Source organism: Micromonospora sp. IBSANI012, assembly GCF_052814045.1.
In genome coordinates this window covers 3,938,745-3,963,644 of record NZ_CP199933.1, presented here as the reverse complement: position 1 = coordinate 3,963,644, position 24,900 = coordinate 3,938,745, and the positions used below count along the sequence as shown (strand labels likewise).

Genomic DNA, 24,900 nt, shown 5'->3' with positions numbered 1-24,900 from the left:
CGACGACCGCCTCGTCCATCAGCCGAGCCATGATCAGTCGGCCCCGTCCCCGTCCCCGGCCCCGTCCCCGGCCCCGGCCCCGGCCCCGCTCCCCGCCGTTTGCGCCGGCCTCCCGCCACCCGCCGGTGTCGGCCACCGCGCCAGCCCGTTCGGCATCTTCCGGCACGTGATCTTGCCTGTGCTGCGGGCCGCCCCCTACCGGTCACCCGGTCGCCGGACCGCGTGCGCGGGCTGGTCGGCGGTGGGCGGCGTCAGACCAGCGCGGCCAGCCGGGGCACCAGCTCCGCCGGCGCCGGCATCGCGGCGATCTCCCGGCTGACCTGACCGGCCGCGGTCCGCAGGTCGGCGTCGGTGACCAGGCGGGTCAGCGTCTCGGCGGTGATGTCCCGGGGGCGCAGCGCCAGGCCGGCGCCGCGGCGGGCCACCAGCTCGGCGTTGTGCCGCCGGTCGCCCGCCCCCACCGTGGCCAGCTGCGGCAGCCCGGCGACGAGGGCGCCGAGGACGCTGCCCGCCCCGCCGTGATGGACCAGGGCCGCGCTTGCCGGCAGGGCCGCGTCGAGGGGGATCCAGTCGACCACCCGTACGTTGCCGGGCAGCGCGCGGGCCGACCGGCGGTCCGGCCGGACCAGCACGAACTCCGCGTCCACCTGGGCGGCGGCCGCCACCACGGCGGGCATCGGCCCCTCGTCGCCCGGGCCGGTCAGGGTGCTGCGGCTGACCAGGACCCGGGGCCGCGCGCCCGGCTCGCGCAACCAGTCCGGCAGCTCACCGCCGCCGACGTAGGAGGCGTACCGCATCGGCCAGCCGTCCTGGTGGGTCACGCTGGGCGGGGCGACGGCGAGGGCGGCGGCGGGCGGCGGCAGCTCGGTCAGGCCGCGCCGGCGCAGCGTGCCGCCGAGCCGGTCGGTGGTGGCGCGGACCAGGTCCCGGCCGTCGAAGAGGGCGTTCTCCTGGCGGACCGCCGGCACGCCCAGCCGGGCGGCGGCCACCGCGCCGGCCACCGCGAACGGCTCGTGCAGCACCAGGTCGGGTCGCCACTCGGTGGCCAGCGCGACCACCCGGTCGGTGAGCTGGTCGTTGAGCGCGCCGAAGAGCAGGCCGGCGCCGCGGGTGCCGGCGGTGCCGGCCAACTCGGCGCGGGCGATCAGAGGGTGGCGCAGCATGATGGGCAGGGCGATCCGTCCGAGGTCGAACCCGGGCGCGACGTCCCGCACCGGCAGGCCGGCGCGCTCGACGGCCAGGCCCCCGCCCCCGGTGGCGAGCAGCACCTCGTGGCCGGCGTCGCGCAGCGCGGCGGCGAGCGGCACGAGCGGGAAGACGTGACCGACCATCGGCGCGGAGACCACCAGGACACGCATGGCATCGATCCTAGGGCCAGCCGCCACGGGGCTCGGGCGGGCGCACACCGATCGGTCGCCCGGTGCGCGGCGCTGGTCGGATCGGCGCCCGGGCACAGGCGTGCCGCGGCGTCGTCTGCGCTCGCGTCGGGACCTGGTCCACCCGTCACCTACGGTCACCTCCCGTCCCTCGTCAACCGGCGCCCGGGAAGCTGTGCCGTCACCCGGGTGGCCCCGTATCCCCGCTCGGCGGCGGATCCGAACCTCGACCCGGGTGTGACCTGAACGGGCGTTGATGCGTCGTGACATACCGGCCGTTATCGGGCTCGATCCGCCGGTCACGGCCGCCGGTCACCGGTCGGCCACCACTTCCCGGAAGTGCCGCGATCTTGCGGCCGCTCCGGGGTGACAATCGGCGGGTGGACCGGGTGCTGGGGGTGTTGCTGGCGCTGCCGCCCGCCCTGGTGCTGGCGCTGGTCTTCCTGCTGCCCGCGCTGGAGGCATCGACCTTCCTCGGCCTGCTCGTGCCCGGAGAGGTCGCCGTCCTGGTCGGCGGCGTGCTGGCCCACGAGGGGCGGCTTCCGCTCTGGGCGGTGGTGGTGGCGGCGCTGGCCGGCGCCGCCCTCGGCGACCAGGTCGGCTACCTCGTCGGCCGCCGGTACGGCCGCCGGCTGCTGGCCCGGGCCCCGCGCCGGCTGGTCCGCTCCGGGCAACTGCGCCGAGCCCTCGACCTGCTCCGTAGGCGTGGCGCGGCGGCGGTGGTCGTCGGCCGCTGGGCGGCGGCGCTGCGGGCGCTGGTTCCGGGCCTGGCCGGGCTCAGCGGCATCCCGCAGCGCACCTTCACCCTGGCGAACCTCGCCGGGGGCGCGCTCTGGGCGGTGGCGGTCGGCGTGCTCGGCTACCTGGCCGGCGCGTCGTACCAGGTGGTGGAGCGGCGGCTCGGGCTCGGCGGGGAGGCACTGCTGGGGGCGCTGGTCGTGGTGGTGCTGGCGCGGATCTGGCGCTACCGGAGGTTGGCGCGCCGGGAGGGCTCGGTCCGGCGGCGGGAGACGGCGTGAGACGGCCTGAGGATCGGTCCATGATCAACCGCGTTGGGGGTGGGGGTGGGCGGGGTCCGGGTCAGCGGGTGGGGAGGGCGGCGGTCACCCGGACCGCCTTGACGATGGCGGGGATCGAGCCGATCAGGAGGACCAGGCCCCAGACGATCGCAACCACCGCGAAGACCAGCGCCCCCACGTCGTCGAGGATGCTCACCACGACGACCGGCACCAGGTTGTGCAGGAACTCCAGCAGCACGGTGCAGAGCAGCGTGGTCAGCGCCAGCAGCACCAGGCCCTTGTTCTGCAGGAAGCGGGGCTGGGCGAGCAGCAGCAGCACCACCCAGACCAGCTTGAGCAGCAGCACCAGGCCGAGCAGCAGGCTCGCCTCGCCGACCGGGAAGAAGCCCCACAATGCCAGGTACGCCAGCGTGCCGAAGGGCGCGGCCAGGAAGAGCGAGACCATGATGGACAGCTCCACGAAGGCGAGCACCAGCATCAGCAGCGACACCAGGATCAGCACGATCGAGAAGATCAGTGTCGCCACGCCCTGCACCCGCCCCTGGATCCGGTCCGGCACCACCAGGCTCAGGCAGAACAGCCCCGTCGTCCAGAGCGCCACCACGTCGATCAGCGCCAGATAGCCGGTGCCCCGACCGGAGGGCTCGTCGACCCGGCCCACCTCGCCGACGTCCACCCCCAGGTCCTGCGCGCTGGCCCGCAGTGAGCCGCCCGCGTCCCCGCCGCCGGTGAGCAGCGACGAGCCCAGTTCCACCCCGACCACCAGCGCCACGGCCAGCAGCGCCAGCAGCAGGAACGGCTTGCGCAGCTCACCCACGACGGGCCTCCTCGCGGGTCGGGCCGCCGCGACGGGGCGAGGGCACGGGCCCGGCCGCCCGGCGGCTCAGGATCCGATCATGACCGCGCACGCCACACCTCCCGCACAGCTCACGGTGATCTCGCTGGCCCGGTCGACGGCGATCTTCGCCACGGCCGTGCCGTCCTCGGCCGGCTCCACCTCGTCGTCCACGGTGAAGCCGGCGTCCCGGGGCGCCGGCGCGGTGACCCGGAACCGGCCCGGGCTGCGCAGCACCAGGGTGCGCAGCCCGTCCGGGTCGGCGACGCGCAGCACGCAGCCGCCGACCACGGTCAGGGTGTCCCCGGTACGGTCGCAGCCGGCCCGCACCGTCGCCGGGTCGACCGTGGCGCTGTCGCCGACCAGCCGGCCCAGCCAGCGGACGGCGCCGTCGTCGTCCGGGCCGCCCCGGTCGCCCCGACCCGCGCCGACGGCCACCACGAAGAGCACCACCAGCAGGACGGCCAGCCCCACCAGCAACAGCTTGCGCCGCCCGCTCATCGCCGGGCCGCCGCCGCCCCGCCGACCTCGGTGAACCGGATCTGGTCGATCCCGGCGAAGTACCGGTCGAAGGCCTGCGTCTTGCTCACCGCCACCAGGGTCACCTGGTGCGGCCCCTTGCCGAGCCGCAGCGTGCCCACGTCCTCGAAGTCGGTGCGGACCACGTTCGGGGTGAAGCCGAGGAAGGTCCCGCCGACCTGGACGCCGTCGATCTGGAAGATGGTGTTGGCGTAGTCGAACGAGGTGGTGCGGGCGGCGGAGAACCGCCAGACGGCGTCCTTCGGCAGGTCGACGGTCACCGTCACCTGGTCGCCGACCGCCAGGCCCTGGAACCACAGCTGCTTGTCCTGCGACCAGGTGACCCCGCAGCAGTTCGGCTGGACCACCACCTTCGCCGCGGCGCCGGTCGGCGACTCCACCTTTGCCTGCGCCACCAGGCTCTCCGCCTCCAGCGTGACCACCTGCGGCTCGCCCGGGGCGGGCGCGTCCTCCGGTCGGGTCACCAGCCAGCCCACCACCGCCCCGACCAGCAGCACCAGCGCCACGGCCGCGGCGATCCACGGCCAGGGGGCGCGGCGGGGCGGGGCGACGGCGCGGACCTCATATGTCACCCGGCCGCTGGAGCGGGAACTCTCCTCCGGCGCGGTGTTCGCCGAGTAGGCGAAGCCGGTCATGTCGTAGCGGCGGGGCGCGGTGCCGGGCGGCACGGCGAGGCGGACCAGGAAGGAGACCGAGCCCTGGCCCGGCACCACCCGCTGCGGCTCGGCGACGGTGAACCAGGACCGCTGGCTGCCCTCCCCGGGGGCGACGTCGAAGACCACCGTGTCCGGGGCCGCGCCGGGGTTCGAGACGGTGAAGGTGAGTTCGCCGTGGTTGCCGGTGTCGAGGGTGAACTGCTCGGCGGCGGCGACGACGGCCCATTCGGTGGTCATGACGGCTCCTCTGCGGACGGTCCCGGAGGTGGAAGGGTGCGTGGGGGCGGGACGGCGGCCCGGCCGACCGCCGGCCCGGTGGGCAGCGGCGGCGGGTCGACGGGCGGATCGGGGTCGGCCGGGTGGTCGGGCTCCGGGTCGACCGGATGCCGACCGACGGCCCCGGCCGGCGGGTCGGCGGCGTGTCCGTGCTGACCGGTGGCGGGCCCGGGGGCCGGCTGGTCCGGGGACGGGTCGGCCGGCGGGTCGGCGGAGTCGGCGTCGCCGAGCAGGACGACCTCGGCGGTCACCGCGGCCGGCTTCTCCGCCGCCACGATCCGGCTGATCAGGGCGAGGGAGCCGGCGGCGGCCGGCGGCACCCGGACCACCAGGTGGAAGGGTCGGTCGACCGGTTCGTCCAGGACGAACCCGGTCACCCCGGTGGCCAGCTCCAGGGCGCTCCGCATCCCGTACGGGGTGCCCCGCCAGCGGGCCAGGTGCGCGCCGTGCGCCACCAGGTCCCGCAGCCGCCCCACCGGCAGCGCCGGCGGCGCGTCCGGGCGGGGCGAGGCGAGCACGTGGTCCATCGCCACCCACCGGGTCAGGTACCCGACGAACCCGTCCGGCGCCCGGTACGGGGCGAACAGGGCGTCGACGTCGGCGAGCACCGCCTCGTCCGGGGCGTGCAGCGCCTCCATCACCTCCAGCAGCGCGAACAGCACGCTGCCGGGGACGCTGGCCCGCTGGTACGCGGCGGGCAGCAGCCGCTCAATCGCCGCTCGGCGCATCCTGCCGCACCACCTCGATGTCGTGCTCGCCGGAGCAGAGCAGCCAGGTGTCGGGGACGGTCACCACGTCGGCGGTGGCCTGGTTGGCGCTGGGCGTCCAGTCGACGGCGTCGCCGCTGCGGTACACCCCGCGCTCGCCGCCGGCCAGGATCAGCCGGTCGGTGCCGCCGGTGGCGGCGATCGCGTCGACCGGTACGAACCGGGACCGGTCCCGCAGCGGCAGCCCGCAGTTGACCATCACCGGCTGCCACTGCGGCTGCACGGCGAGGGTGTCCAGTCGCACCACCCCGCCGCTCTGGGTGGCCGCCAGCGCGAGGGTGCCGGCGAAGGCCAGGTCGCGGCAGGTGCCGCCGATCCAGCCGGCCTGCACCGACTGCCACTTCACGTCCGACTCGAACAGCCGGGTGCGGTGGCAGCCCTGCCCGGGCTTCTTCGGGTCCGGCTCGCCGGCGCCCGACCAGAGCAGGGTGGCCGGGCCGTCGTACTGCACGGCGAGGACCCGGTTGTCCACGTTGGCCAGGCCGACGTGGGTGAAGCTGCCCGGGCGGCCGGCGGCGGTGGAGAGGTAGACGCCGAACCCGGCCTGCGCGGCGACCGCCACCCCGGGCGCGCCCCGCTCCGAGACGAAGGCGCGCACGGCGTAGAAGCCGCGGTCGGCGTCGGCCGGGTCGACCAGGATCTGCAACGGCACCGAGCCGGGCAGCAGGGAGACCTCGTACAGGCCGGTGTCGGTGGCCAGCAGCAGCGCGCCCGCGCCGTCCCGGTCGATCCAGGCCACGTCGGAGATGCGGGAGTCCAGGTCGGTCAGGAGCGACCAGTTCTCCCCGAGGTCGGTGCTCAGGTGCACCCGGGAGCCACCGGCGGCCCGGACCGTCACCGCCGCCACCGAGCCGGGGCGGGCGGTCACGCCGGGGCGTACCGGGGCGGGGGCGGGGGACACCCGGACCACCGTCTCGCCCTCGAACCGGCCGGCCGGCTCCCAGCCCGCGCCGGCGTTGGTGGAGCGGAACAGCACCTCGCCGCGGCCCGCGTACCAGGTGCGGGCCTGGTACTGGTCGACGGCGAGGGTGCGTACCTCGGCGTCGGGGGCCTCGTCGACCACGAAGCGCACCGACTCCACGTAGCGCACGCCCGGCTCGGCGTGCTCCAGCATCCGGTACACGTTGGAGGCCCGCAGCGGCTCGCCGAACGCCCAGCCGGCCGGGTTCAGCGTGGTGGGCAGCGGGCTCAGCGTCTGGTGCAGCCGGTCGTGGATGCGCCGCCGCACCGCCTCGGCGTCCTCCTCCCGGCGCACCACCACCCGGGCCCGGATGGAGACCGCCTTGTAGCGGGCCCAACCGGCCCGGCAGCTCGTGCCGAGGGCGCGGCGGCGGTCCAGGTCCGCCTCGACCCGGCGGCGCGCCTCCTCCACCTCGTGCTCGCGCAGCACCGATACCGGCAGCCGGCCGCCGGGCCGCGCCTCGTCCGGCACGTACGGCACCAGCACCACCTCGACCTCGCCCGGCCGGGCGAAGCTGTAGACCGCGGCCCGGGTGAAGGCCCGCGCCCGGGCCACCGCCCCGGAGCCGGCGGCGAGGATCTCGAAGTCCCGGGCGGTCACCGCCCGCTGCTGGGCGAAGAACTCGTACGGCCCGCGGACCAGCGCCGAGTCCAGCGTCTCCATGTCCCGCCCGCCGCTGGCCGGCTCGGGGTTCTCCGCCCGTACCCCGGGCAGCGGGTCGCGCAGGCTGGTCAGCGTGCCGGCGGCGACGTTGCCGGTGCGCCCGCCGCCGGCCCGGTACCAGAGCCGGATGCCCGCGCCGGCCGGGGGCACGGCCGCCACCGTGACCAGTCCGGAGCCGGCCGCGCCGGTCGCCGCCGCCCCGGCCGGCCCGTCGCCGGGCGGGCGCAGGTCCAGGGCGGGGGCGAAGGTGACCACCCCGGAGCAGCGGTCCACCAGGTACACCTTGGCCTGCGGGCCGACCCCGGCGAAGCTGTCCACCGGCCGCCAGATCTCGTACGTCCGTCCTTCGTGCTCCCGGGCGGCCGCGCCCAGCTCGACCGAGCCCGGCGGCACCTCCACCCCGAGCAGCAGGTCCAGCGGCTCCGCCGTCCGGGCCAGCGGCGCCCGGGCGGCGCGCAGCGCCTGCCCCGGCTGCCCGGTGCCGGTGCCGAGCAGTTCCGCCTCGACCGGCTCGCAGTGGTGCATCCGCACGGTCACCTCGGCCTGCCCGGCGGCCAGCGTCGCCGGCTCGGTGGTGACGAAGACGACCGGTCTCGGGTCGGCGCCCCGGGCCGCGGCGACCCGGGTGCCGGCGGGGATGCGCACCGCGCCGTGCTCGCCCCCGGTACGGGTGAACCGCACGTCCGCCCAGGCCGCCGACGGGGGGTGCCGGGCCACCCCGAGCAGGTTGAGGAACTGCACGTACGCCTTCTCCGGCAGTTGGTTCAGCCGGTAGATCATCACCTCGGTGAGGTGCGCGAACGCCTCCACCAGGGCGATTCCCGGGTCGTGCGCGGACAGGTCCGTCCAGGCCGGACAGGACTGCCGGATCCGCTCCCGGGCCTCGGCGACGAGGTCGAGGAAGGCACGGTCGTCGAGGTGCGGCACGGGCAGCGTCATGACGGGTCTCCCTCGGCGTGGTCGCGGACCGGCCCGTCGGTCTCCTCGTCGTCGGGGAGCAGGTCGACGGAGAAGACCAGCTGGCCGGGGGAGAGGCTGGCCCGGACCCGGTAGTCGAGCCGGATCACCAGCCGCCACGGGTCGTCCGGGTCCGGTCCGGCGTCGACGTCGATCACCTCGACCCGCGGCTCCCAGCGCCGGATCGCCTGCCGGACGTAGTGGATGGCCAGGCCGGCGGTGGTGTCGTCGTTGGGCGCGAAGACCAGCCGGTGCAGCCGGGAGCCGTACCCGGGGCGCATCAGCCGCTCGCCCGGGGTGGTGGAGAGCAGCAGGTACAGCGCCTGGCGTACCGTCTCGTCGCCCTCGGTCATCGCGAGCCCGCCGGCCGCGGTCAACGCCAGACCCCCGGTGCGGCCGGCGTCGAAGCCGGCCCCCACGAAGCGGAACGCCCTCATCGGTCCGCCTCCACCAGGCTCTGCCGCGGGTCGCGGACGGTGTGGTGGACCAGGCCCGGCGGGGTGCCGTCGGTGAGCCCGTCCAGGTGCGACAGGACGATCCGGTGCCCGTCGACGCGCAGCCAGTCGCTGTAGCCGACCCGCACCGGCAGCGTCTTCGTGCAGGGCTTCACCGTCGGCCCGTAGTTCGGGCAGGCCACGATGTCCCGCCCCTGCGGGTCGTCGTCGACCAGGACCGGTACGCCGGTGACGGTCACCCAGCGCTGCGACGCCCGGTTGGTCACCCGCCCGTCGTGGTCGCAGGTGATCACGGATTGCAGGTGGATCCAGCGCATCAGCCGCCTCCTGAGCTCTGGCGGGCGAGCGCGGCGGCCCGCTCCCGCGCGGTCGGCGCGTCCTCGGTCGTCTCGGCGTGCAGGAAGTCGACGCTGCGGGCGCGTACCACCATCGCCCGGCCCGGCGCGGAGAGCACCAGGTCGGTGGCGGCGTGCAGGGTGGTCAGCTCCGGCGTCAGCTCCAGGAAGCTGCCGGCGTCGGTGGCGAGCCTCAGGCTGCGCGCCGCGTCGTCCACCACGATCGTCTGGCCACTGCCGGTACGCACCGACCACCGGCCGGACCGCCCGTCGGCGATGCCCGCGTCGTACGGCTCGACCGCGCCGAAGAGCGAGCCGAGGACGATCCCGGCGGCCGGTTCGCCCCCGGGCAGCGCCACCAGCACGGTGTCGTCCGGGTCGGGCAGCGCCACGATCCCCTTGCCGGCCCCGGCGCCGGGGCAGAGCACGGCCAGCCAGCCGGCGTCCAGGTCCCCGTAGGCGGGGAGGGTGAGCCGGACCCGGCCCAGCCGGTCCGGGTCGTCGACGTCGGTGACCGTGCCGAGGGTGACCGCCGCGCCGGCGACCGGGGCGGGTGCCGGGGCCGGCGGCGGGGCGGTGCTGAACCGGGTGAGGTGGCCGTTGGCGTCGATGGTGTGCACCACCTCGGTCAGCACGTACACCCCGGCGACCGGGTCGGCGATGCCCGCCAGCTCGACACGGCGGCCGGGCCGCAGCGCCGGGTCGCCCTCGGCGACCCCCTCGGCGGTGACCAGCGCGGCCACCCGGGCGTCCAGGCCGGCCTGGGCGATGGCGGCCAGCTCGTCGTCGCTGCGGCCGGGCTGGTCCACGGCGGTGCGCACCCCGTCCGCGCCGACGGCGGCCGGGTCCGGGTCGAGCGGGATGCGCCGGCCGGTGCGCGCCGCGTCGGCCCGCTGGCTGATCGGCTCGGCGCGCTGCGGATGCCAGCCCAGCGCCGCGCTCTGCCCGGCGGCCCGGTCCAGGTTGGCCGCGATCCGCAGCGAGTGCAGGGTGTGGCCGAGGGTCAGGGTGACCGGTTCGCCGTGCCCGTCCAGGGTGACCAGCCGCAGCCGGTCCTCGTCGTCGGCGAGGTGCAGCCCGGCCCGGCCGGCCACCTCCAGCAGCAGGTCGAGGTCGCTGTGCCGGTGCTGGAGCACCCGTTCCAGGCGCGGGCCGTCCTCCTCGGCGTCGACGTCGAGGCCCACCTCGGCGCAGAGGTCCCGGGCCAGGTCGGCGGCGGTCACCGACTCGAACACCCGCAACTGCTGCCGCTTGCGCAGCCGGTGCAGCGACTGGTAGCCACGTACCCGGACCAGGGCGGCGCCGTCGGCGGCGTACTCCACCTCGACGCAGGTCACCTCCCCGGTGAACAGGCCGGCGTCGTCCAGCCGGACGTCGAGGGTCGCGCCGGTCGGCACCGCCGGGCCGGGGCCGAGGTCCAGCGCGGCGGGGCCGGGGCCGGCGGCGTAGCCGATCTCGCACTGGGTCGGCTGGTCCAGCCGCCCGGCGATCCGCACCGACCGGAGCCGGCGGGCGTCCAGCGGTACCCCGTCGAGCAGCACGGTCGGCCAGGCGGTCACGGGGCACCTCCCGGCGGGATCGGGGTGGTCGCGGCGGTCAGCGGGGGCACCGCGAGGGCGGTGCCGGCCGGCACGGTCAGCGGATCGGTGATCCGGTTGTGCTCGGCGAGCAGCCGCCAGCGCAGCGGCGAGCCGAGCGCGTCGTGGGCGAGCAGGTCGAAGCGGACCCCGGAGTACCCGGGCACGGCGGAGCCGTCTCCGGCGGCCACCACCGCCGAACCGGGTGCGGCCACCGGGGTGGAGGCGGCGGCCAGCTCCTCGTCGAAGCCCTCCTGGGCCTCGTCGGCGGACTCCGCCACCCGCACCAGCTTCAGCCGCAGCCAGGACCGGCGGGGCGAGCCGGTGAGGGTGAACGCGTCGAACCGTTCGGCGATCGCGACGATCACGCCGGGGACGTTCCAGGTCTTGCCCCAGACCAGCCGGACCAGCGGCGGTCGCAGCCAGCCATGCGCGGTGGCGGAGTTCTCCGCCAATATCCACAGTGGACGGGTGAGGGCGCGCACGTCCTCCGGGCGGGTCGGCGCGTCCACCAGGTCGGTGTCGAAGAGCAGGTCGAGCACCAGCTCGGTGCGGCCGCCGCCGGTGAAGACCAGTGGGTCGTCGGCGAGGCCGGCGCCGGTGAGCTGCCCGTCGCCGACGCCGCGCGGGCGTACCCCGGCCAGCCGGGTCACCTGCACGGTCTCCGGGTTGAGCAGGCAGTCCACCCGGGCGCCGGAGGAGTCCACCAGGAAGGCCACCCGTTCCATCAGGCCCCCCGCTGCTCAAGGTCGAGGCGGCGCAGCCGCTCGCCGTCACCGTCGCCGGTGGCCGGCCGCCACGCCGGGTCGTCGGGCAGCGCCGGCCACGGATCCCCGGCCCACCGCGCCGCCGGCCCCGTCGTGGTCGCTCCCGTCGGGGGTACGCCCCCGGCGCCGCCGCCCGCCGGCCCGTCCGGCAGGACCGGCCACGGGTCGGGTGCCGGGGCGGCGTCGGGCCACTTATCGCCGGGCTGTGCCGGCGGCCACCGGTCGGCGGACCAGGATCCGCTGTCGAGGCCGGTGCGCGTCGGTGTGGCGACGCCGGGGTGCTCGGCCGTCCGGGCGAGGTCACCCGGGTACCCCCCGCGCACCCGGTCCGCCCCGGGGCCGGCCGGCGGTCCGGGGTGGCCGGTGGCCGCCCGCGCTCCCGTCGGGACGGACCAGGGGGCGGGGAACCGGAGCGCACCGACGTCGTCTCCGCCGGTCGTGCCTCGTCGGTGCGCCGGGTCGGTGGCGGTGCGCGCCCGCCCATCGGCTGTCGTCCCCTCGGCGGATACGGTCGCCGGATCCTGGCCAATGGGCGGCCTGGACTGGCCGACGCGGGGCTCGCCGGGACCGGCGGGCGGCAGCGGCTCCCGGTGCCGGTGCGTGCCGCCGTCGCCCGGTCCGGTGTGCGACAGGTCGTCGAATCCGGCGGCGGGGCCGGGTACCGCCGGACGGATCCGCCAAGCTCCCGGCCCGGGGTGAGCGCCGGCGCTATGCCCCGGTGACCGGTCGACGTCGTCGGCGGGCTGCCTGACCCGTCGCTCAGATTGTCGGGACCGGTGGTGTTCCGGCCGGCCGGGCGAGGAATGCGCGGGCGGCGGTCCCGGCCGGGAGTCCAGCGCTGCAGCTCCCGGCCGGCCGCTCGGGTCGGGGACGCCGGGCAACCTGCCGGCAGCCGGAGAACTCGGCCCGGTTGTGCCGTTGACGCCGTCGGGCCAGTAGCCCGCAGTTGTGGACCTGGGACGGAGGCCCGCCTCGGAGTCGCTCGCCCACGAGCCCACACTCGTGCCGGGGTCGCTGGGCCGGGAGCCCACCCCTGTGCTGGGGTCACGGGGCCACGTGCCCACGGTCCCGTCGGGGTAGCCGTGCGATGAGCTCAGTGCTCCGTCGGGGTCGCCGCGCCATGAGTCCACGGTGGCGTCGGCGTCACTAGGCCACGAACCCAGAACCCCGTCGGAGTTGCGGGGCCACGAGCCCTCGGCCATTCCCGGCGGGACCGAGCCGGTCGGGGGCAGCGCCGGCGTACCGGAGCGGGCGGCCGGCCGGTTGCCACCCATCCCGTCGGCGGGCCCGCCCCGGGGGCCGCGCGCAACCCGCGACGGCCCGGCGTCCGGCAGGGCGTCCGGGTCGACGTCGAGGCCGCGCAGCAGGCCGGGGGCGTGCGCGGCGACCAGGCGCAGCCATTGCTCCGGCGGCTGGCCCGGCCGGCGCGGCACGTCCCGCGTCACTTCGGCCGACGGCACCTCCGGCCTCGCCTCGGGCAGACCCGGCGACGCGTGGGCCGGCGGCAGGTCCGGTGTCGTCCCGGCCGGCGAGCCACCGGCGGTCGAGGCGGCATCGTCCGACCATCGCTCGGCGGCGTCGGCGGCGTCGCGGAGCCGCCGGGCCAGCCAGCTACGCGGTCCTGGGCGCGGCGGCGGCACTGCCCGACTCCAGCTCCAGGCCCTCGTACGCCAGGGTGAGCGCCTCGATGGCGATCTCCTGGGAGAGGGTGTGCAGGTGCGCGCCCCGCCACCGCATCGGCCACGCGTTGATCATGTTCCAGCGCAGCGCCTCGCTGGTGCCGGCGGCGTCGAGCAGCACCACCGAGACGTTGCGGCGGTTCACCGTCCCCCGGGCCGCGGCCTGCACCCAGTCCCACAGCTCGCGGGAGGAGGTGAGCCCGAAGTGCAGGGTCACCGGGGCGTAGTCGACCTGGCAGGGCACGGCCCGGATCCGGTCGTTGCCGGCCTCCCGGTACGCCCGCCGGGCGATCGTCACCTCCAGGCCGCTGACCTCGGTGAAGTGCCCGTTGGTGATGCCGTTGATGAGCAGCTTGAAGTTGTAGGCCCGGTACGGGTCGACCGGCGCGCCCGGTTGCGGCGTGGCGGGGGTCGTCATGTCAGCCTCCGATCGTCTCGGTCTCGGTGCCACCGGCCCACTGGCTGAGCTTGAACACCACGAACTCCGCGGGCTTGACCACCGCGATGCCGATGTGGGCGACCACCATGCCGGCGTCGCGCACGTCGGCCGGGTTGGTCTCCTCGTCGCACTTGACGAAGAACGCCTCCTCGGGCGTACGCCCGAGCAGGGCGCCGTCGCGCCAGACCCGGGTGAGGAAGGCGCCGATGTCGCGCCGGATGGAGCGCCACAGCGAGAAGTCGTTCGGCTCGAAGACCATCCACCGGGTGCCGTTGGCGATGGCCTGCTCGATGGAGATGGAGAGCCGCCGCACGTTGAGGTAGCGCCACTCGCTGGCCTCGGCGGCGAGCGTACGGGCGCCCCACACCCGGATGCCCTCGCCGGCGAAGTAGCGGATCACGTTGACGCCCTTGGGGTTGAGCACGTCGTGCTCCGGGCGGGTGACCAGGTACTCCAGGTCGACGGCGCCGCGTACCGGCTCGTTGGCCGGGGCCTTGTGCACCCCGCGCAGCCCGTCGGTGCGGGCCCAGATGCCGGCCATGTGCCCGCTCGGCGGGGTGAGCACCAGCTCGCCGCTGAGCGGGTCGCGCACGCGCAGCCAGGGGAAGTAGCAGGTGCCGAAGTCCGACTGCCGGGGCCGGTACGCGACGGTGCCGCCGTCGTCGTCGGCCGGCTTCGCCGTACCCTCGGCGGGTTTGCCGTCGGCGGCGCGGGGGGCGCGGGCGGAGCTGGGGGTGGCGACCCGGGTCAGCGCCGAGATGTCGTCGATGCCCGGGGGCGGGTCGCAGATCGCCACCATCGTGCGCAGCCGCTCGGCCATGCTCAGCAGCGCCTCGTGCGAGACCGGGTCGTGGAAGCCGGGGGCGGCGAGGATGGAGACCTCGTCCACGGCCTCCAGCAGTTGCAGGCCGGCGCGGCGCTGGCCGCCGCCGGTGAGCTGGCCGCCCTCGCCGACGTTGACCACCCAGCACCGGGTGCCGCCGTTGTCGAGGAAGCCGAAGACGGCGCGGGCCAGCGGGGTGCTCTCCGGGCGTTCGCCGCCGGCGTAGAACCGCAGGAACTCCGACCAGCTGTTCACCGGCATCGCCCGGTCCACGTGGGCGCCGCGGTCCGGGGCGATGCCGACGAACGCGGCGGTGCTCATGCCGACCGGCCCGATCGGGTGGGCCCCGCTCGGCACCTCCTCGACGTAGATGCCGGGGGAGAAGTAGTTGGGCATCGGTCCTCCTGGTGCGCGGGGCGGTCCGGGTCAGCGGGCCGGGGGTTCGCAGACGATGACGAGGTCGGTGTCGGCGGGGTCGACGTCGGCGGTGAGGGTGTGGCCGCGGCCGACCAGGCGCAGCCGGACCGGGCCGGGCTGCTCGGGGTCGTCCGGTACGCCGGTGAGCCGGAACCGGCCGGCCGGGTCGGTGTGCGTGGCGTGCGAGGTGCCGACCAGTTCGACCCGCATCGCGGCGAGGGGCTGCTCCTGCGGGCCGACCACCCGGCCGTCGAGGGTGCGCATCGGCAGCTGCCGCAGCCGCAGCGGGCGCAGCACCGGCGGCGCCGCCGGCAGCGGCCGGGCCACCTGCGCGGGTACGTCGATCAGCAGCGCCGGCCGGGGTGGCACGCCGAACGCCCGCCACAGCTGCGGGTCGCCGGCCTCCAGCAGCACCTCCGGCTCCCCGTCGACGACCGCGGCGGCGAGCACCCGGTCCAGCCGGGGCAGCGCCGCCGGGCCGGCGGCGCTGAGCAGGTAGCGGACCGTGAAGCGGTACGGCTCCCGGTTGCCGGTGCCGCGGGTCTGCCGGCCGGGCCGCAGCTCCAGCGGCCAGACCGTCAGCCCGTCGGCGGGTCCGCCGTCGGCGGGCGGGCCGACCGGGACGACCTCGCCCGCGGCGGTGGCCAGCCACGCCGCCAGGTCGGCGGTGGCCGCCTCGACCGGTCCACGCCCGTCGTCGGTCATCGCGGCGGGCTCCCCTGGATCCGGTACGCGATGGCCTCGTTCCAGACGTGCGGGTAGACGCCGATCTCGAAGTACCGGGTGAAGGCGTTGATCGGCGCGTTGGTGTGGTCGTGCCAGAGCCACCAGACCGGGGCGATGGTGAAGAGCACGTAGTTGAGCAGCACCAGCGGGATGTAGAGCGGGCCGAGCAGCCGGCCCTGGAAGATGTGCACGTCCTCGTGCCGCTGGATGCCGGGGCTGGAGCCGGCGCAGACCGTGCCGATGGTGGTGGCGTACCGCGGGGAGACGCCCTCCACGACGTTGACCCGGCAGCTGTGCTGCGAGGTGGTCCGGTCGAGCTGGTGGCCGAAGATCAGGTGTACGGCGAGGTAGACCGCGCCGACGGCGGTGTTCAGCAGGCTCCAGGTGTGGTCCACGAGGAAGAGCCAGACGCCGCGGGCGTCCGGGCCGTACACCCGGGCGGAGGCGACGGCCCAGCCGAACGGGGCGCCGACGAGCAGCCCGACGACGGCGCCGATCAGCAGGCCGAGGGTGCCGCCGGCCCAGCCGCCGAGCGCGGCGCCGAGGACGATGTGGACGGCGGCGCTGATGATTCCGAAGACCATGACGCTCACCTCTCTCAGACCCAGGAGCGGATGTAGCGGGGCTCGCCACCGCCCTGGGCGATCCGGCTCGGCGACGCCTGCGTCGCCTGCCGGTTGCCCGGCGGCAGCTGGTTGATGCCGAGGGCGGCAGAGAAGATGATCAGCCCGTTGAAGAAGGCGATGATCCACTTCTCGGCGCCGGCGTCCGTGGCGAACGCCGCGGTCAGGTAGGACAGCGCCAGGGCGACGCCCAACGCGATCCACTTGCGGGCCTTGTCGCCGGAGGGTCCGAGCAGGCCGCCGACGACGTTGGCGGTCAGCAGGGTGGCGGCGCTGGCGCCGGTGAGGCTGCCGAGGGCGGGCCAGGTGAAGAGATCGTTCACGGCGATCTCCCTTCGGGGTGGTGCCGGGAGGGTGGTGTGGTGGTGGTGAGGTACGGCGGCCGGTAGGGCGGGCCCGGGGCCGGCCGCCCGGGGTGGTGGCGCGGTCCGACCCGAGGCGGGTCAGACCGGCCCCGGATGCTCCGCCGACGGGGTCGGCGCCGGCGTGCCGGCCGGACCCGTCGGCGTCGTGGCGGCGGCCGCGGGACGCCCGCGCCGGCGCAGCAGGAGTACGGCGACGACCCCGCCGACCAGGAGCAGGACGACCACGGCCCCGACGACCAGGAGCCAGGGGAACCCGCCGTCGGTGTCGCCGCCCGTGGCGGCGGCTCCGGTGGCGGACGGCGATGGCTTGGCCGGCGCCTCGGCCACCGCCCGCAGTTCGGTCGGCTTGTCGCGGTTGGAGCCGACCTTCCAGGTGACCGAGCGACCGGTGATCGTGCCGTTCGTGTCGATCACGCGACCGGGAAAGGTCACCGAAATCTCGAACGACATCAACTGCATGAACCTCGCCTGGTTCAACGGATCCTGTTCGGCCACCTTCCCGCCGTATTTCTTCGGGTCGAGCGAGAGGCTGAACCGGTAGAGATCGTCCTCCCGGACCAGTTTCACGCTCTCGCTGGTGAATTCCTTCAGCGGAGTGTGGTGGTAGGCGATCAGGGAGCCGTAGAAGCCCTCGTTCTCGTAGACGCGCTCCTCGCCCTGTGGCAACGTGGGGATGTTCTGCCGGAGTTCGGCGAAGCCGACCTGGACGGTCCTGTTGTCGGTGGTCAGGAACCGTTTGTCGGCGGTCAGGAGCAGTTGCCCGTCGATCGTGTCGTCGGCGTTGACGGTCAGGCCGATGTTGAGCTGCATGCACCCGGTGAGCGTCGCCACCAGGGCGAGACACACCGCGAGGCGGAATGCCCTGCCGCGGTCGAGTCTCGTATTCATGCCAGCAGTGTGTGTGATCGCCCTCACTATCCGCAGTCAGCGATCAGTCACAACGGTGTCACCGATCTTACCGGCCCGTTCTCCCTTTCGGCTGACGCCGTAAATGGGCGCGATCGATATTCTGAAGGGTTGGCCCGACGCAATTTCAACTCGCCGCCTCGGGGACGGAATTCGGCCAGGGTGGACGGGTGGCCCGCGACGCGCCGCCGACGGGCCGACCCGACGACGGGGGCCGGCACGGGCACCCGGCTGCGCGGAACGCTTGCCGAGCAAATCCTGGACATGGGCCCGGCGACTAGGCTGAGCGGGTGCATCTCATCGCCTGCGTGCTGCTCGTCGACCCGGCCGGCCGCCTGCTGTTGCAGCTACGGGACGGGCAGGCCGCGTACCACCCGCACGTCTGGGGCCTGCCGGGCGGGCACCGGGAGCCGGGGGAGACGGTTGCGGAGACCGCGAGCCGCGAGCTGTACGAGGAGACCGGGCTGCGCCCCGACGGCGAGCTGCGGCTCTTCGCCAGCCAGGAGCTGCCGGAGCTGGACCGGGTGAAGCACTACTTCTGCGCCGCCACCCGGGCGCGGCAGGAGGACGTGGTGCTCGGCGAGGGCGCGGCGATGCTCTTCGTCCCGCCCGGCGAGGTGCTCGACGGTCGCCCGTACACCCCCGGCACCGTCGAGGTGTTGACCCGCTTCCTGGCCTCGCCCGAATACGCCGGCCTGGCCGCCGTCACTCGCTGACCGCCGGGCCCGGTTCAGGCCGCCGGGTAGGTCGGGGCCGGGGCCGGTCCGCTCAGTCGCGGGGCGGGTGCCAGTCGGCGTACCGGGCCGCCTGGCGCAGCGCGACGCGGGACGGGGTGAGCCGGATCAGGGTGTCGCGGAGCGGGACCGCCACCGGGTGGCGCAGCTGCTGGCCGAAGCGGCCGGCGCGGGCCGAGGCCCGGGCCACCGCCTGGCTGCGCGGGCGGCGCTCCCGGTCGTAGCGGGCGAGCGCGGCGTCGAGGTTCGCCGGCCCGCCGGCGCAGGCCGCGCCGAGCGTGACCGCGTCCTCGATCGCCTGGCAGGCGCCCTGACCGAGGTACGGGGTCATCGCGTGCGCCGCGTCGCCCAGCAGCGCCACCCGGCCGCGCACGTAGGACGGCAGTGGCGTGCCCAGGTGGTGCAGGTCGTGCCGGAGCACCTGCTCGGGCCGGGTGGCGGCGAGCAGCGCCGGGACCGGTTCGTGCCAGTCGCCGAAGCGCTCCCGCACGGCGGTCAGCTCGTCGGGGGCCCGCCCGCCGGGTGGGGCGGTCACCGCGGCGTACCAGTAGACCTGGTCGGCGCCGAGCGGGACCATGCCGAACTCGGCGCCCGGGCCCCAGCTCACCGCGGTCGGCAGCGGGCCGTCCCAGCGGATCGCCGCCCGCCACGCCGTCGTTCCGGCGTACGTGGGTCCGGGGTGCTCCGGCCAGAGCCGGGAGCGCACGGCCGAGCGCAGCCCGTCGGCGCCCACCACCAGGTCGGCGGCGAGCTCGGCGGGCTCCCCGCGCCAGCGGTGCTGCACCCGGGCGCCGTCCGGGCCGGTCGTCACGTCGACCACCTCGGCGTCGGTGCGCAGTGCGGCCGCCGGCAGGGCGTCGCGCAGGACGCCGTGCAGCCTGCCCCGGTGGACGCCGAGCGCGGCGGTGCCGAGCTGCCGGGTCAGGTCGGCGCCGTCCACCCAGGACAGCCAGCGTCCGCTCCGGGTGCGCAGCCCGCCGGGGGCCTCGGCCCGGCCGTGCGCGCGGACGGCCGCGCCGACGCCGAGCGCGTCCAGCCCCCGCAGCGCGTTGGACATCAGGGTGAGCCCGGCGCCCACCTCGCCGAGTTCCGGCGCGCGTTCGAGCACGGTGACCCGCCAGCCCGCCCGGTGCAGGGCGAGGGCGGCGGCCAGGCCACCGATCCCGCCGCCGACCACCACCGCGTGTCCGTCCATCCCGACCGCCCTTCTACAACTGTAGAAGTTCATACTACAGCTGTAGAACGCCGACGAGGAGGCCCGGATGAACGGTCGGTCCGCGCGGGTGGCGGCGTTGGCCGACGCGGCGATCGCGCTGCTCGCCGAGGGCGGGATGCGGGCGTTGACGCACCGGGCCGTCGACGCCCGGGCCGGGGTGCCGGTCGGCACCACGTCGGCGTACCTGCGGACCCGGCAGGCGCTGATCGAAGCGGTGGTACGCCGCCTGGTCGACCTGGACCGCGCCGACCTGGTGGACCGCGAGCTGCCCACCGACGCGCCGCCCCCCGGGCCGCCGCCGCGGCTCACCCCGGCCGACCTCGACCAGCTCGCGGTGGCCACGGCGCAGGTGCTGGACCGCTGGCTCACCACCGGCCGGGACCGCAGCCTCGCCCGCTACGCCTGCCTGCTGGAAGCCGTGCACCGACCCGAGCTGCGGCCGATCCTGGCCCACGGCACCGTGCTGCGCGAGCAGGCCCGGGCGCTGCTGGCGGGCGCCGGCGCGTCGGACCCACGGCGGCAGGGCGACCAGTTCGTCGCCTTCGTCGACGGGCTGCTCTTCGACCGCCTCGTCGGCGCCGGTGCGCTCAGCGCGCCGCCGCCCGGCAGCCCGGAGAGCCGCGAGGACCTGCGCTCGGCCATCCGCGCCCTGCTCCGCGCCTTCACCGGCGCCTGACCTGTCCGACCGGCCGAGTGTCCGGTCTCGGCCGGCCATGACGGTCGGGTCGCGTGAGAGTCCTCAGTGGAGCGACGGCCCGGCGGTGAGGTTCGGTCAGGCGACCGGGGTGTGGGTGCGGTGGTCGCGGGGGCTGATGCCGCGTACCCGGCGGAAGGCGGTGCTCAGCGCGAACGCGCTGCCGTAGCCGACCCGGCGGGCGACCGCGCCGAGGGTGGCGTCCGGTTGGCGCAGCAGGTCCGCCGCGAGGCTCAGCCGCCACCCGGTCAGGTAGGCCATCGGCGGCTCGCCGACCAGCTCGGTGAAGCGGCGGGCCAGCGCCGCCCGGGACACCCCGACCTCGGCGGCCAGCGACGCCACCGTCCAGGGGCGCGCCGGATCGTCGCGCAGCAGGCGCAGGGCCGGTCCGACCACCGGGTCGGCCGCCGCCGCGTACCAGGAGGGGGTGGCGCCGGGCCGGTCGAACCAGGTCCGCAGCACGGCGATCAGCAGCAGGTCGAGCAGCCGGTCGAGGACGGCCTCCTGGCCGGGGGAGTCCCGCACCACCTCGTCGGCGAGCAGCCCGACCAGCGGGCTGTGCCACTCGTCGGCCCGGACCACCAGCAACGCGGGCAGCGCGGCGAGCAGCCGCGGGTTGACCTCGCCCGGCAACTGGTACGTCCCGGTCAGCAGCGCCGTGTGGCCCGGCGTGCCGGTGCCCCAGGTGCGCACCCCGGCCGCCGGGGTGGTGGTCAGCGGCTCGCCCCGCAGCGTGGTGCACCGCTGGCCGGGGTGGATGACCACCTGCGGCGCGGTGGCCGGGTCGTCGGCGACGGTGTACGCGTCCGGGCCGCGCAGCACCGCCACGTCCCCGGGGTGCAGCAGCTCGGCGGAGCTGTCGTCGGGCACCACCCGGGCGGTGCCGCGCACCACGGCCACCACGGTCAGCGGCGCGCGGTCCTCGATCCGCAGCGCGAACGGTGGATCCAGCAGCGAGCGGAGCAGGAACGCGCCCCGGGCGCGGGGGCCGTCGAGCAGACCGGTCAGCAGATCCACAGTGGCGAGCGTAGACGCCCGCGTATGCCCGCACGACGGCGAACCATTCAGCGTCTCACCGCCGATCGGTCGACTGCCTCCAGCACCTGACGACATCCGTCCTCGGCGGCACCGGCAGGACCGGTCAACGGGGTCGCCGCGCGACTTCCGGGCGTACGCGGCGGAGGCGGCCGGGGCCTGGCGGCCCTGACCCGCCGGCCGGGCTACGGTGGGGCCCGAACGGGGCGAGGAGGCGGCGATGGTCCGGTGGGGCTCGTTCCGGGAAGCCGCCGGGCGGCTGCGACAGGGCTGGCTGCCGGTGGTCGAGACGACCCTGGCCGCGACGGTGGCGTGGATCCTGGCCACCCGGCTGGTCGGCCACCCGCAGCCGTTCTTCGCCCCCGCCGCCGCGCTGATCGTCCTCGGCCAGGCCCGGGGCCAGCGGGTCCGCCGGGCGGTCGAGGTGCTGCTCGGGGTCGCCGCCGGCGTCCTCGTCGCCGACCTGGTGGTGCAGGCGCTCGGGCCGCGCACCAGCTGGACGGTATTCACGGTCATCCTGCTCACCATCGCGCTCGCGGTGGCGGTCGGGGCGAGCACGGTCGCCGTGGTGCAGGCTGCGGTCTCCGCGCTCTACCTGGTGGTGGTCTCGCCACCGACCGAGTCGCTGGTGCCGTTCCGGTTCGTCGACGCGCTCATCGGCGGCGGGGTCGCGGTGGTGGCCAGCCAGCTGATCGACGTCCGGCGGCCGCTCGCCCCGCTGGTCGCCGAGTTCCGCCGCACCTACCAGGGGATGGCCGAGGTGCTGGAGGAGGTCGCCGCGGCCCTCGACGCCCGGGACGAGCCCGCCGCGTTGGCCGCCCTGGACCGGGCCCGCCACCTCGACGCCGCGGTGGAGCGGCTGCGCACCGCGGTGCTCGCCGCCGGTGAGGCGGTCCGGCTCAACGTCCGGCGCCGGCGGCACATCGGCCGGCTGCGCACCGTCGACGCCACGGTCGGCCAGCTCGACTACGCGGTCCGCAGCGTGCGGGTCCTCGCCCGGGCCGGCGTGACGTTCAACCGGCTGCCCACCCCGGTGCCGCCCGAGCTGGGCGCGGCCCTGCGGGAGCTGGCCGAGGCGGTCCGGGCGGCGGGCGAGGCGCTCGCCGCCGACCTCGACGGCGCGGAGGAGGCCGGCGACCGGCACGCCGCCCGCGCCGAGGCCGCCGCCCTGACGGCGGTACGCGTCGCCGGGCGGCTCTTCACCCCCGGCCAGACCCTGCCACTGGCGATAATCGTCGGGCAGGTCCGGGCCACCGCCATCGACCTGCTGCGCGGCGTACGGGCCGACGACGACGCGGCGGTGCTGGCCCGGGTCGACGAGGCGCTCGGGCTGCCCGCGCTCTGACCAGCATGTGGTAAGGAGCGCATCTGGCTTGTGGTCGTGACGAAACCGGTGTGTGATCGACGGCGAGACGCCGTACCACCGGAAGGACCGCCCGCCGTGAGCCCACTCGTCACCGCGCCGAGCCCCGCCGTATCCCGGCAGGTGCTGGCCGCCCGCACCGGCGTCGCGGTGGTCTTCGCCCTCAACGGCCTCGCCGTGGCGTCCTGGTTCTCCCGGGTCCCCGCGGTCCGCGAGGCGCTCGGGCTCAGCGCCGGCCGGCTCGGCCTGCTGCTACTGGCCATGTCCGGTGGCGCGGTGCTCGCCCTGACCACCGCCGGGCTGGTCACCCAGCGCCTCGGCGCGGCCCGCACGGTGGTGGCGTCCACCGTGCTGGTGGCGGTCGGGATGGCCGGCGTCGGGGTGGCCGCGGGGGTGGCCGGCTCGCTGCCCGGCGTGGCGGTGGCCCTGTTCGCCCTCGGCTACGGCTCCGGCACCTGCGACGTGGCGATGAACGTCGAGGGCGCCGCCGTCGAGAAGCGGCTGGGGCGCACCATCCTGCCGCGCTTCCACGCCGCCTGGAGCCTCGGCTCGGTGGCCGGCGCGGGCATCGGCGCGGGGGCGGCCCGCGTCGGGCTGCCGATCGGCGTGCACCTGGCGGTGCTGGCGGCGGTCGTGCTCGGCGGCACCATCCTCGGCGCCCGGGCCTTCCTGCCCGCCCAGCCGGCACCGGACACCGCCGCCACCCGGCGCGGTGGCCTGCTCGCCGCCTGGCGGGAGCCGCGCACCCTGCTGCTCGGCCTGCTGGTGCTGGTGATGGCGTTCGCCGAGGGCAGCGCGAACGACTGGCTCGCGGTCGCCTTCGTCGACGGGTACGACACGAGCGAGGCCGTCGGCGCCGCCGTCTTCGGGGTCTTCGTCACCGGCATGACGATCGGGCGGACCGCCGGCACCGTCGCCCTCGACCGCTGGGGGCGGGTGCCCGTCCTGTTCGCCACCATCCTGCTCGCCGCCTTCGGCGCGGCGGTGGCGGTGCTGGCCGGCTCCGGGCCGGTCGCGATCGCCGGGGTGGCGCTCTGGGGGCTCGGCGCCTCGCTGGGCTTCCCGGTGGGGATGAGCGCCGCCGCGGACGACGAGGACCGGGCGCCGGCGCGGGTCAGCGTGGTGGCGGTGCTGGGCTACACGTCGTTCCTGGCCGGGCCGCCCCTGCTCGGCCTGCTCGGCGACCGGGTGGGCACGCTGCACGCGCTGCTGGTGGTGCCGCTGCTGCTGCTGCCCACCTTGGCGCTGGTGCCGGTGACCCGGCCGCCGGCGCACCCCGCCAGCACATAGAACCTAACAGCGGTCGAACGCGCGCGGTATCGGGTGCGCGGCCGACTGCGCAGCCCAGCCGTGCTGGCTAGGGTCGCCGGATGCCTACCGAAGAGATCACCGCTGCCGCCGCGGGCGGCTGGACCCTGGGTGACCGCGCCGTCCGCCGGATGGGGTTCGGCTCGATGCGGACCACCGTCGACCCCGACCCGGACCGCGCGGTGCGGGTGCTGCGCCGCGCCGTCGAGCTGGGCGTGAACCACATCGACACCGCCGCCTTCTACGTCTCGCCCGGCGGCACCCTGAACGTGGGCACCGGCCCCGCCCGATACGCCACCGAGCTGATCCGCGCCGCGCTCGCCCCGTACCCGGAGGACCTGGTGATCGCCACCAAGGTCGGCTTCGGGTACGACCCGGCGACCGGCCTGCGCGAGGAGGCCACGCCGGCCCAGCTCCGTGCCCAGGTCGAGGAGAACCTGCGCCGGCTGGGCCGCGACCACCTCGACGTGGTGAACCTGCGGATCGTGAAGCGGCCGGGTCGGGACTCGGTGGCGGAGTTCTTCGGCGCGCTGGCCGAGCTGCGCGACGCCGGGCTGATCCGGCACCTCGGCCTGTCCAACGTCCGCCTGGACCACCTCGACGAGGCGCAGGCCATCGCCCCGGTGGTCTGCGTGCAGAACAGCTACGCCGTCGACAACCGGGGCGACCAGGACGCGCTGCTGCGCGAGTGCGGCGCGCGCGGGGTGGCGTACGTGCCGTTCTTCGCCCTCGCCGGCGCCCGGCGGGAGGCGGGCGCGGCGGCCGAGCACGCCGCCGCCGTCCACCAGATCGCGCGGGCCCACGGCGCCACCCCGCACCAGGTACGCCTCGCCTGGACCCTGCACCAGGGGCCGCACGTGCTGGCCATCCCCGGCACCGGCGACGAGGCGCACCTGATCCAGAACGTCGCGGCCGGCGCGCTGCGGCTCTCCGCCGAGGAGTTGGCCGCGCTCGACTGAGCACCCCCGGTCAGCTCACGCTCACCGTCCTCGCAGCCGACTGTCAGGTGACGGTGCTCCACTGGAGGGACGCCGAGGAGAGGAGCGGGCAGATGGGCTGGTTCAGCCGGCGGTCCCGGGCCGCCGTCCCCACCCCGACCAAGCTCGACCGGGAGGCCACCCGCGAGGACCTGGCCGCGCTGGAGGAGTTCGTGAGGAGCCGGCAGGGCGTGGAGTTCTACCTGGAGCCGGAGACCACCGCCACGGACACCACGGTGGTGGCGATCGCCCACGACGGTGAGTGGATCCGCCGCCGGACCGGCTCGCCGCAGGTGGCGGCGAAGCTGGCCGGCCGGCACGCCGTGCCGCTCTACGACGCGGCGCGGACCGGCTACCCGGAGCGGATGCGGGTCTGGAACCGGGCCCACCCGGAACGCCGGATGCGCTGAC

Annotated in this window: 26 protein-coding genes; 7 read left to right on the top strand and 19 right to left on the bottom strand. The window is 76.0% G+C overall.

The genetic code is table 11. The annotated features are described in order from the left end of the window. Positions 1 to 251: 251 nt before the first annotated feature. Complete coding sequence (locus ACTWM8_RS18325) at positions 252 to 1,358, bottom strand: nucleotide disphospho-sugar-binding domain-containing protein (protein WP_446210095.1); 1,107 nt, start codon at positions 1,356 to 1,358, stop codon at positions 252 to 254. Between the two features lie 398 nt (positions 1,359 to 1,756). Here ACTWM8_RS18325 and ACTWM8_RS18320 point away from each other — a divergent pair, with 398 nt between their 5' ends. Beyond that, positions 1,757 to 2,395 carry a DedA family protein gene (locus tag ACTWM8_RS18320; RefSeq protein ID WP_446210094.1) on the top strand — a complete coding sequence of 213 codons (639 nt, stop codon included), beginning with the start codon at positions 1,757 to 1,759 and terminating at the stop codon, positions 2,393 to 2,395. A gap of 61 nt (positions 2,396 to 2,456) precedes the next feature. Here ACTWM8_RS18320 and ACTWM8_RS18315 read toward each other — a convergent pair whose 3' ends face one another. From ACTWM8_RS18315 to ACTWM8_RS18240, 16 genes are all read right to left on the bottom strand, one after another. Then, on the bottom strand, positions 2,457 to 3,212 hold the full coding sequence (locus tag ACTWM8_RS18315) for a hypothetical protein (protein ID WP_446210093.1): 756 nt from the start codon (positions 3,210 to 3,212) through the stop codon (positions 2,457 to 2,459). 66 nt (positions 3,213 to 3,278) lie between these two features. Beyond that, positions 3,279 to 3,731 (bottom strand): hypothetical protein, encoded by a 453-nt coding sequence (locus ACTWM8_RS18310; RefSeq protein WP_446210092.1) that lies wholly within the window; start codon positions 3,729 to 3,731, stop codon positions 3,279 to 3,281. Beyond that, positions 3,728 to 4,663, bottom strand: coding sequence for a hypothetical protein (locus tag ACTWM8_RS18305; RefSeq protein ID WP_446210091.1), 936 nt, complete (start codon positions 4,661 to 4,663; stop codon positions 3,728 to 3,730). The genes ACTWM8_RS18310 and ACTWM8_RS18305 overlap by 4 nt, the downstream gene beginning before the upstream one ends. Beyond that, positions 4,660 to 5,430: a phage tail protein gene (locus tag ACTWM8_RS18300; protein WP_446210090.1), complete on the bottom strand. Its 771-nt coding sequence runs from the start codon at positions 5,428 to 5,430 to the stop codon at positions 4,660 to 4,662. Before ACTWM8_RS18300 ends, ACTWM8_RS18305 begins: the two co-directional genes overlap by 4 nt. Beyond that, on the bottom strand, positions 5,411 to 8,032 hold the full coding sequence (locus ACTWM8_RS18295) for a putative baseplate assembly protein (protein ID WP_446210089.1): 2,622 nt from the start codon (positions 8,030 to 8,032) through the stop codon (positions 5,411 to 5,413). The genes ACTWM8_RS18300 and ACTWM8_RS18295 overlap by 20 nt, the downstream gene beginning before the upstream one ends. Continuing rightward, positions 8,029 to 8,487 (bottom strand): GPW/gp25 family protein, encoded by a 459-nt coding sequence (locus ACTWM8_RS18290; RefSeq protein WP_446210088.1) that lies wholly within the window; start codon positions 8,485 to 8,487, stop codon positions 8,029 to 8,031. The genes ACTWM8_RS18295 and ACTWM8_RS18290 overlap by 4 nt, the downstream gene beginning before the upstream one ends. After that, complete coding sequence (locus tag ACTWM8_RS18285) at positions 8,484 to 8,822, bottom strand: hypothetical protein (RefSeq protein ID WP_179805387.1); 339 nt, start codon at positions 8,820 to 8,822, stop codon at positions 8,484 to 8,486. Before ACTWM8_RS18285 ends, ACTWM8_RS18290 begins: the two co-directional genes overlap by 4 nt. Then, positions 8,822 to 10,399, bottom strand: coding sequence for a phage baseplate assembly protein V (locus tag ACTWM8_RS18280; RefSeq protein WP_446210087.1), 1,578 nt, complete (start codon positions 10,397 to 10,399; stop codon positions 8,822 to 8,824). Before ACTWM8_RS18280 ends, ACTWM8_RS18285 begins: the two co-directional genes overlap by 1 nt. Then, complete coding sequence (locus ACTWM8_RS18275) at positions 10,396 to 11,145, bottom strand: CIS tube protein (protein ID WP_446210086.1); 750 nt, start codon at positions 11,143 to 11,145, stop codon at positions 10,396 to 10,398. The genes ACTWM8_RS18280 and ACTWM8_RS18275 overlap by 4 nt, the downstream gene beginning before the upstream one ends. Continuing rightward, complete coding sequence (locus tag ACTWM8_RS18270; protein ID WP_446210085.1) at positions 11,145 to 11,507, bottom strand: hypothetical protein; 363 nt, start codon at positions 11,505 to 11,507, stop codon at positions 11,145 to 11,147. Before ACTWM8_RS18270 ends, ACTWM8_RS18275 begins: the two co-directional genes overlap by 1 nt. A 1,288-nt stretch (positions 11,508 to 12,795) precedes the next feature. Then, the gene (locus tag ACTWM8_RS18265) at positions 12,796 to 13,281 is read right to left on the bottom strand and encodes a phage tail protein (RefSeq protein ID WP_179805383.1); all 486 of its coding nucleotides are present in this window, start codon (positions 13,279 to 13,281) and stop codon (positions 12,796 to 12,798) included. Between the two features lies 1 nt (position 13,282). Then, positions 13,283 to 14,521, bottom strand: a complete 1,239-nt coding sequence (locus ACTWM8_RS18260) for a phage tail sheath family protein (protein WP_446210084.1) — start codon at positions 14,519 to 14,521, stop codon at positions 13,283 to 13,285. Positions 14,522 to 14,551: 30 nt separating this feature from the next. Further along, the gene (locus tag ACTWM8_RS18255; RefSeq protein ID WP_446210083.1) at positions 14,552 to 15,247 is read right to left on the bottom strand and encodes a carboxypeptidase-like regulatory domain-containing protein; all 696 of its coding nucleotides are present in this window, start codon (positions 15,245 to 15,247) and stop codon (positions 14,552 to 14,554) included. Continuing rightward, the gene (locus ACTWM8_RS18250) at positions 15,244 to 15,852 is read right to left on the bottom strand and encodes a glycine zipper family protein (RefSeq protein ID WP_446210082.1); all 609 of its coding nucleotides are present in this window, start codon (positions 15,850 to 15,852) and stop codon (positions 15,244 to 15,246) included. Before ACTWM8_RS18250 ends, ACTWM8_RS18255 begins: the two co-directional genes overlap by 4 nt. Before the next feature lie 14 nt (positions 15,853 to 15,866). After that, positions 15,867 to 16,214 (bottom strand): hypothetical protein, encoded by a 348-nt coding sequence (locus ACTWM8_RS18245; RefSeq protein ID WP_377608657.1) that lies wholly within the window; start codon positions 16,212 to 16,214, stop codon positions 15,867 to 15,869. 120 nt (positions 16,215 to 16,334) lie between these two features. Further along, complete coding sequence (locus tag ACTWM8_RS18240; protein ID WP_446210081.1) at positions 16,335 to 17,144, bottom strand: LppM family (lipo)protein; 810 nt, start codon at positions 17,142 to 17,144, stop codon at positions 16,335 to 16,337. A 308-nt stretch (positions 17,145 to 17,452) separates the two neighbouring features. On the opposite strand from ACTWM8_RS18240, the gene ACTWM8_RS18235 reads away from it, so the two are divergent. Next, positions 17,453 to 17,878 (top strand): NUDIX domain-containing protein, encoded by a 426-nt coding sequence (locus tag ACTWM8_RS18235; RefSeq protein WP_446210080.1) that lies wholly within the window; start codon positions 17,453 to 17,455, stop codon positions 17,876 to 17,878. Between the two features lie 52 nt (positions 17,879 to 17,930). Here ACTWM8_RS18235 and ACTWM8_RS18230 read toward each other — a convergent pair whose 3' ends face one another. Continuing rightward, on the bottom strand, positions 17,931 to 19,091 hold the full coding sequence (locus ACTWM8_RS18230; RefSeq protein ID WP_446210079.1) for an FAD-dependent oxidoreductase: 1,161 nt from the start codon (positions 19,089 to 19,091) through the stop codon (positions 17,931 to 17,933). A gap of 67 nt (positions 19,092 to 19,158) precedes the next feature. Between ACTWM8_RS18230 and ACTWM8_RS18225 the strand changes: the two genes are divergently transcribed. Continuing rightward, complete coding sequence (locus tag ACTWM8_RS18225; RefSeq protein WP_446210078.1) at positions 19,159 to 19,788, top strand: TetR/AcrR family transcriptional regulator; 630 nt, start codon at positions 19,159 to 19,161, stop codon at positions 19,786 to 19,788. Positions 19,789 to 19,884: 96 nt separating this feature from the next. Here the strand turns inward: ACTWM8_RS18225 and ACTWM8_RS18220 are convergent, their stop codons facing one another. Next, positions 19,885 to 20,823 carry an AraC family transcriptional regulator gene (locus tag ACTWM8_RS18220; protein ID WP_446210077.1) on the bottom strand — a complete coding sequence of 313 codons (939 nt, stop codon included), beginning with the start codon at positions 20,821 to 20,823 and terminating at the stop codon, positions 19,885 to 19,887. A 238-nt stretch (positions 20,824 to 21,061) separates the two neighbouring features. Here ACTWM8_RS18220 and ACTWM8_RS18215 point away from each other — a divergent pair, with 238 nt between their 5' ends. The 4 genes from ACTWM8_RS18215 (at position 21,062) to ACTWM8_RS18200 (ending at position 24,899) form a co-directional block, all read left to right on the top strand. Continuing rightward, a complete protein-coding gene (locus tag ACTWM8_RS18215) occupies positions 21,062 to 22,186 on the top strand; it encodes an FUSC family protein (RefSeq protein WP_446210076.1) in 1,125 nt (374 codons plus the stop codon). 96 nt (positions 22,187 to 22,282) lie between these two features. Then, entirely contained in the window at positions 22,283 to 23,494 is a 1,212-nt protein-coding gene (locus tag ACTWM8_RS18210) for an MFS transporter (protein WP_446210075.1), read from the top strand. A gap of 80 nt (positions 23,495 to 23,574) precedes the next feature. Further along, complete coding sequence (locus ACTWM8_RS18205) at positions 23,575 to 24,471, top strand: aldo/keto reductase (protein ID WP_446210074.1); 897 nt, start codon at positions 23,575 to 23,577, stop codon at positions 24,469 to 24,471. 92 nt (positions 24,472 to 24,563) lie between these two features. Continuing rightward, positions 24,564 to 24,899, top strand: a complete 336-nt coding sequence (locus ACTWM8_RS18200) for a hypothetical protein (RefSeq protein ID WP_446210073.1) — start codon at positions 24,564 to 24,566, stop codon at positions 24,897 to 24,899. Position 24,900 lies beyond the last annotated feature (1 nt).

Bases quoted from the DNA above. Each gene is read 5' to 3' on its own strand.
- ACTWM8_RS18325 (WP_446210095.1), bottom strand. From the start codon at position 1,358: ATGCGTGTCCTGGTGGTCTCCGCGCCGATGGTCGGTCACGTCTTCCCG.
- ACTWM8_RS18310 (WP_446210092.1), bottom strand. From the start codon at position 3,731: ATGAGCGGGCGGCGCAAGCTGTTGCTGGTGGGGCTGGCCGTCCTGCTG.
- ACTWM8_RS18305 (WP_446210091.1), bottom strand. From the start codon at position 4,663: ATGACCACCGAATGGGCCGTCGTCGCCGCCGCCGAGCAGTTCACCCTC.
- ACTWM8_RS18300 (WP_446210090.1), bottom strand. From the start codon at position 5,430: ATGCGCCGAGCGGCGATTGAGCGGCTGCTGCCCGCCGCGTACCAGCGG.
- ACTWM8_RS18295 (WP_446210089.1), bottom strand. From the start codon at position 8,032: ATGACGCTGCCCGTGCCGCACCTCGACGACCGTGCCTTCCTCGACCTC.
- ACTWM8_RS18290 (WP_446210088.1), bottom strand. From the start codon at position 8,487: ATGAGGGCGTTCCGCTTCGTGGGGGCCGGCTTCGACGCCGGCCGCACC.
- ACTWM8_RS18285 (WP_179805387.1), bottom strand. From the start codon at position 8,822: ATGCGCTGGATCCACCTGCAATCCGTGATCACCTGCGACCACGACGGG.
- ACTWM8_RS18275 (WP_446210086.1), bottom strand. From the start codon at position 11,145: ATGGAACGGGTGGCCTTCCTGGTGGACTCCTCCGGCGCCCGGGTGGAC.
- ACTWM8_RS18265 (WP_179805383.1), bottom strand. From the start codon at position 13,281: ATGACGACCCCCGCCACGCCGCAACCGGGCGCGCCGGTCGACCCGTAC.
- ACTWM8_RS18260 (WP_446210084.1), bottom strand. From the start codon at position 14,521: ATGCCCAACTACTTCTCCCCCGGCATCTACGTCGAGGAGGTGCCGAGC.
- ACTWM8_RS18255 (WP_446210083.1), bottom strand. From the start codon at position 15,247: ATGACCGACGACGGGCGTGGACCGGTCGAGGCGGCCACCGCCGACCTG.
- ACTWM8_RS18250 (WP_446210082.1), bottom strand. From the start codon at position 15,852: ATGGTCTTCGGAATCATCAGCGCCGCCGTCCACATCGTCCTCGGCGCC.
- ACTWM8_RS18240 (WP_446210081.1), bottom strand. From the start codon at position 17,144: ATGAATACGAGACTCGACCGCGGCAGGGCATTCCGCCTCGCGGTGTGT.
- ACTWM8_RS18230 (WP_446210079.1), bottom strand. From the start codon at position 19,091: ATGGACGGACACGCGGTGGTGGTCGGCGGCGGGATCGGTGGCCTGGCC.
- ACTWM8_RS18225 (WP_446210078.1), top strand. From the start codon at position 19,159: ATGAACGGTCGGTCCGCGCGGGTGGCGGCGTTGGCCGACGCGGCGATC.
- ACTWM8_RS18215 (WP_446210076.1), top strand. From the start codon at position 21,062: ATGGTCCGGTGGGGCTCGTTCCGGGAAGCCGCCGGGCGGCTGCGACAG.
- ACTWM8_RS18205 (WP_446210074.1), top strand. From the start codon at position 23,575: ATGCCTACCGAAGAGATCACCGCTGCCGCCGCGGGCGGCTGGACCCTG.
- ACTWM8_RS18200 (WP_446210073.1), top strand. From the start codon at position 24,564: ATGGGCTGGTTCAGCCGGCGGTCCCGGGCCGCCGTCCCCACCCCGACC.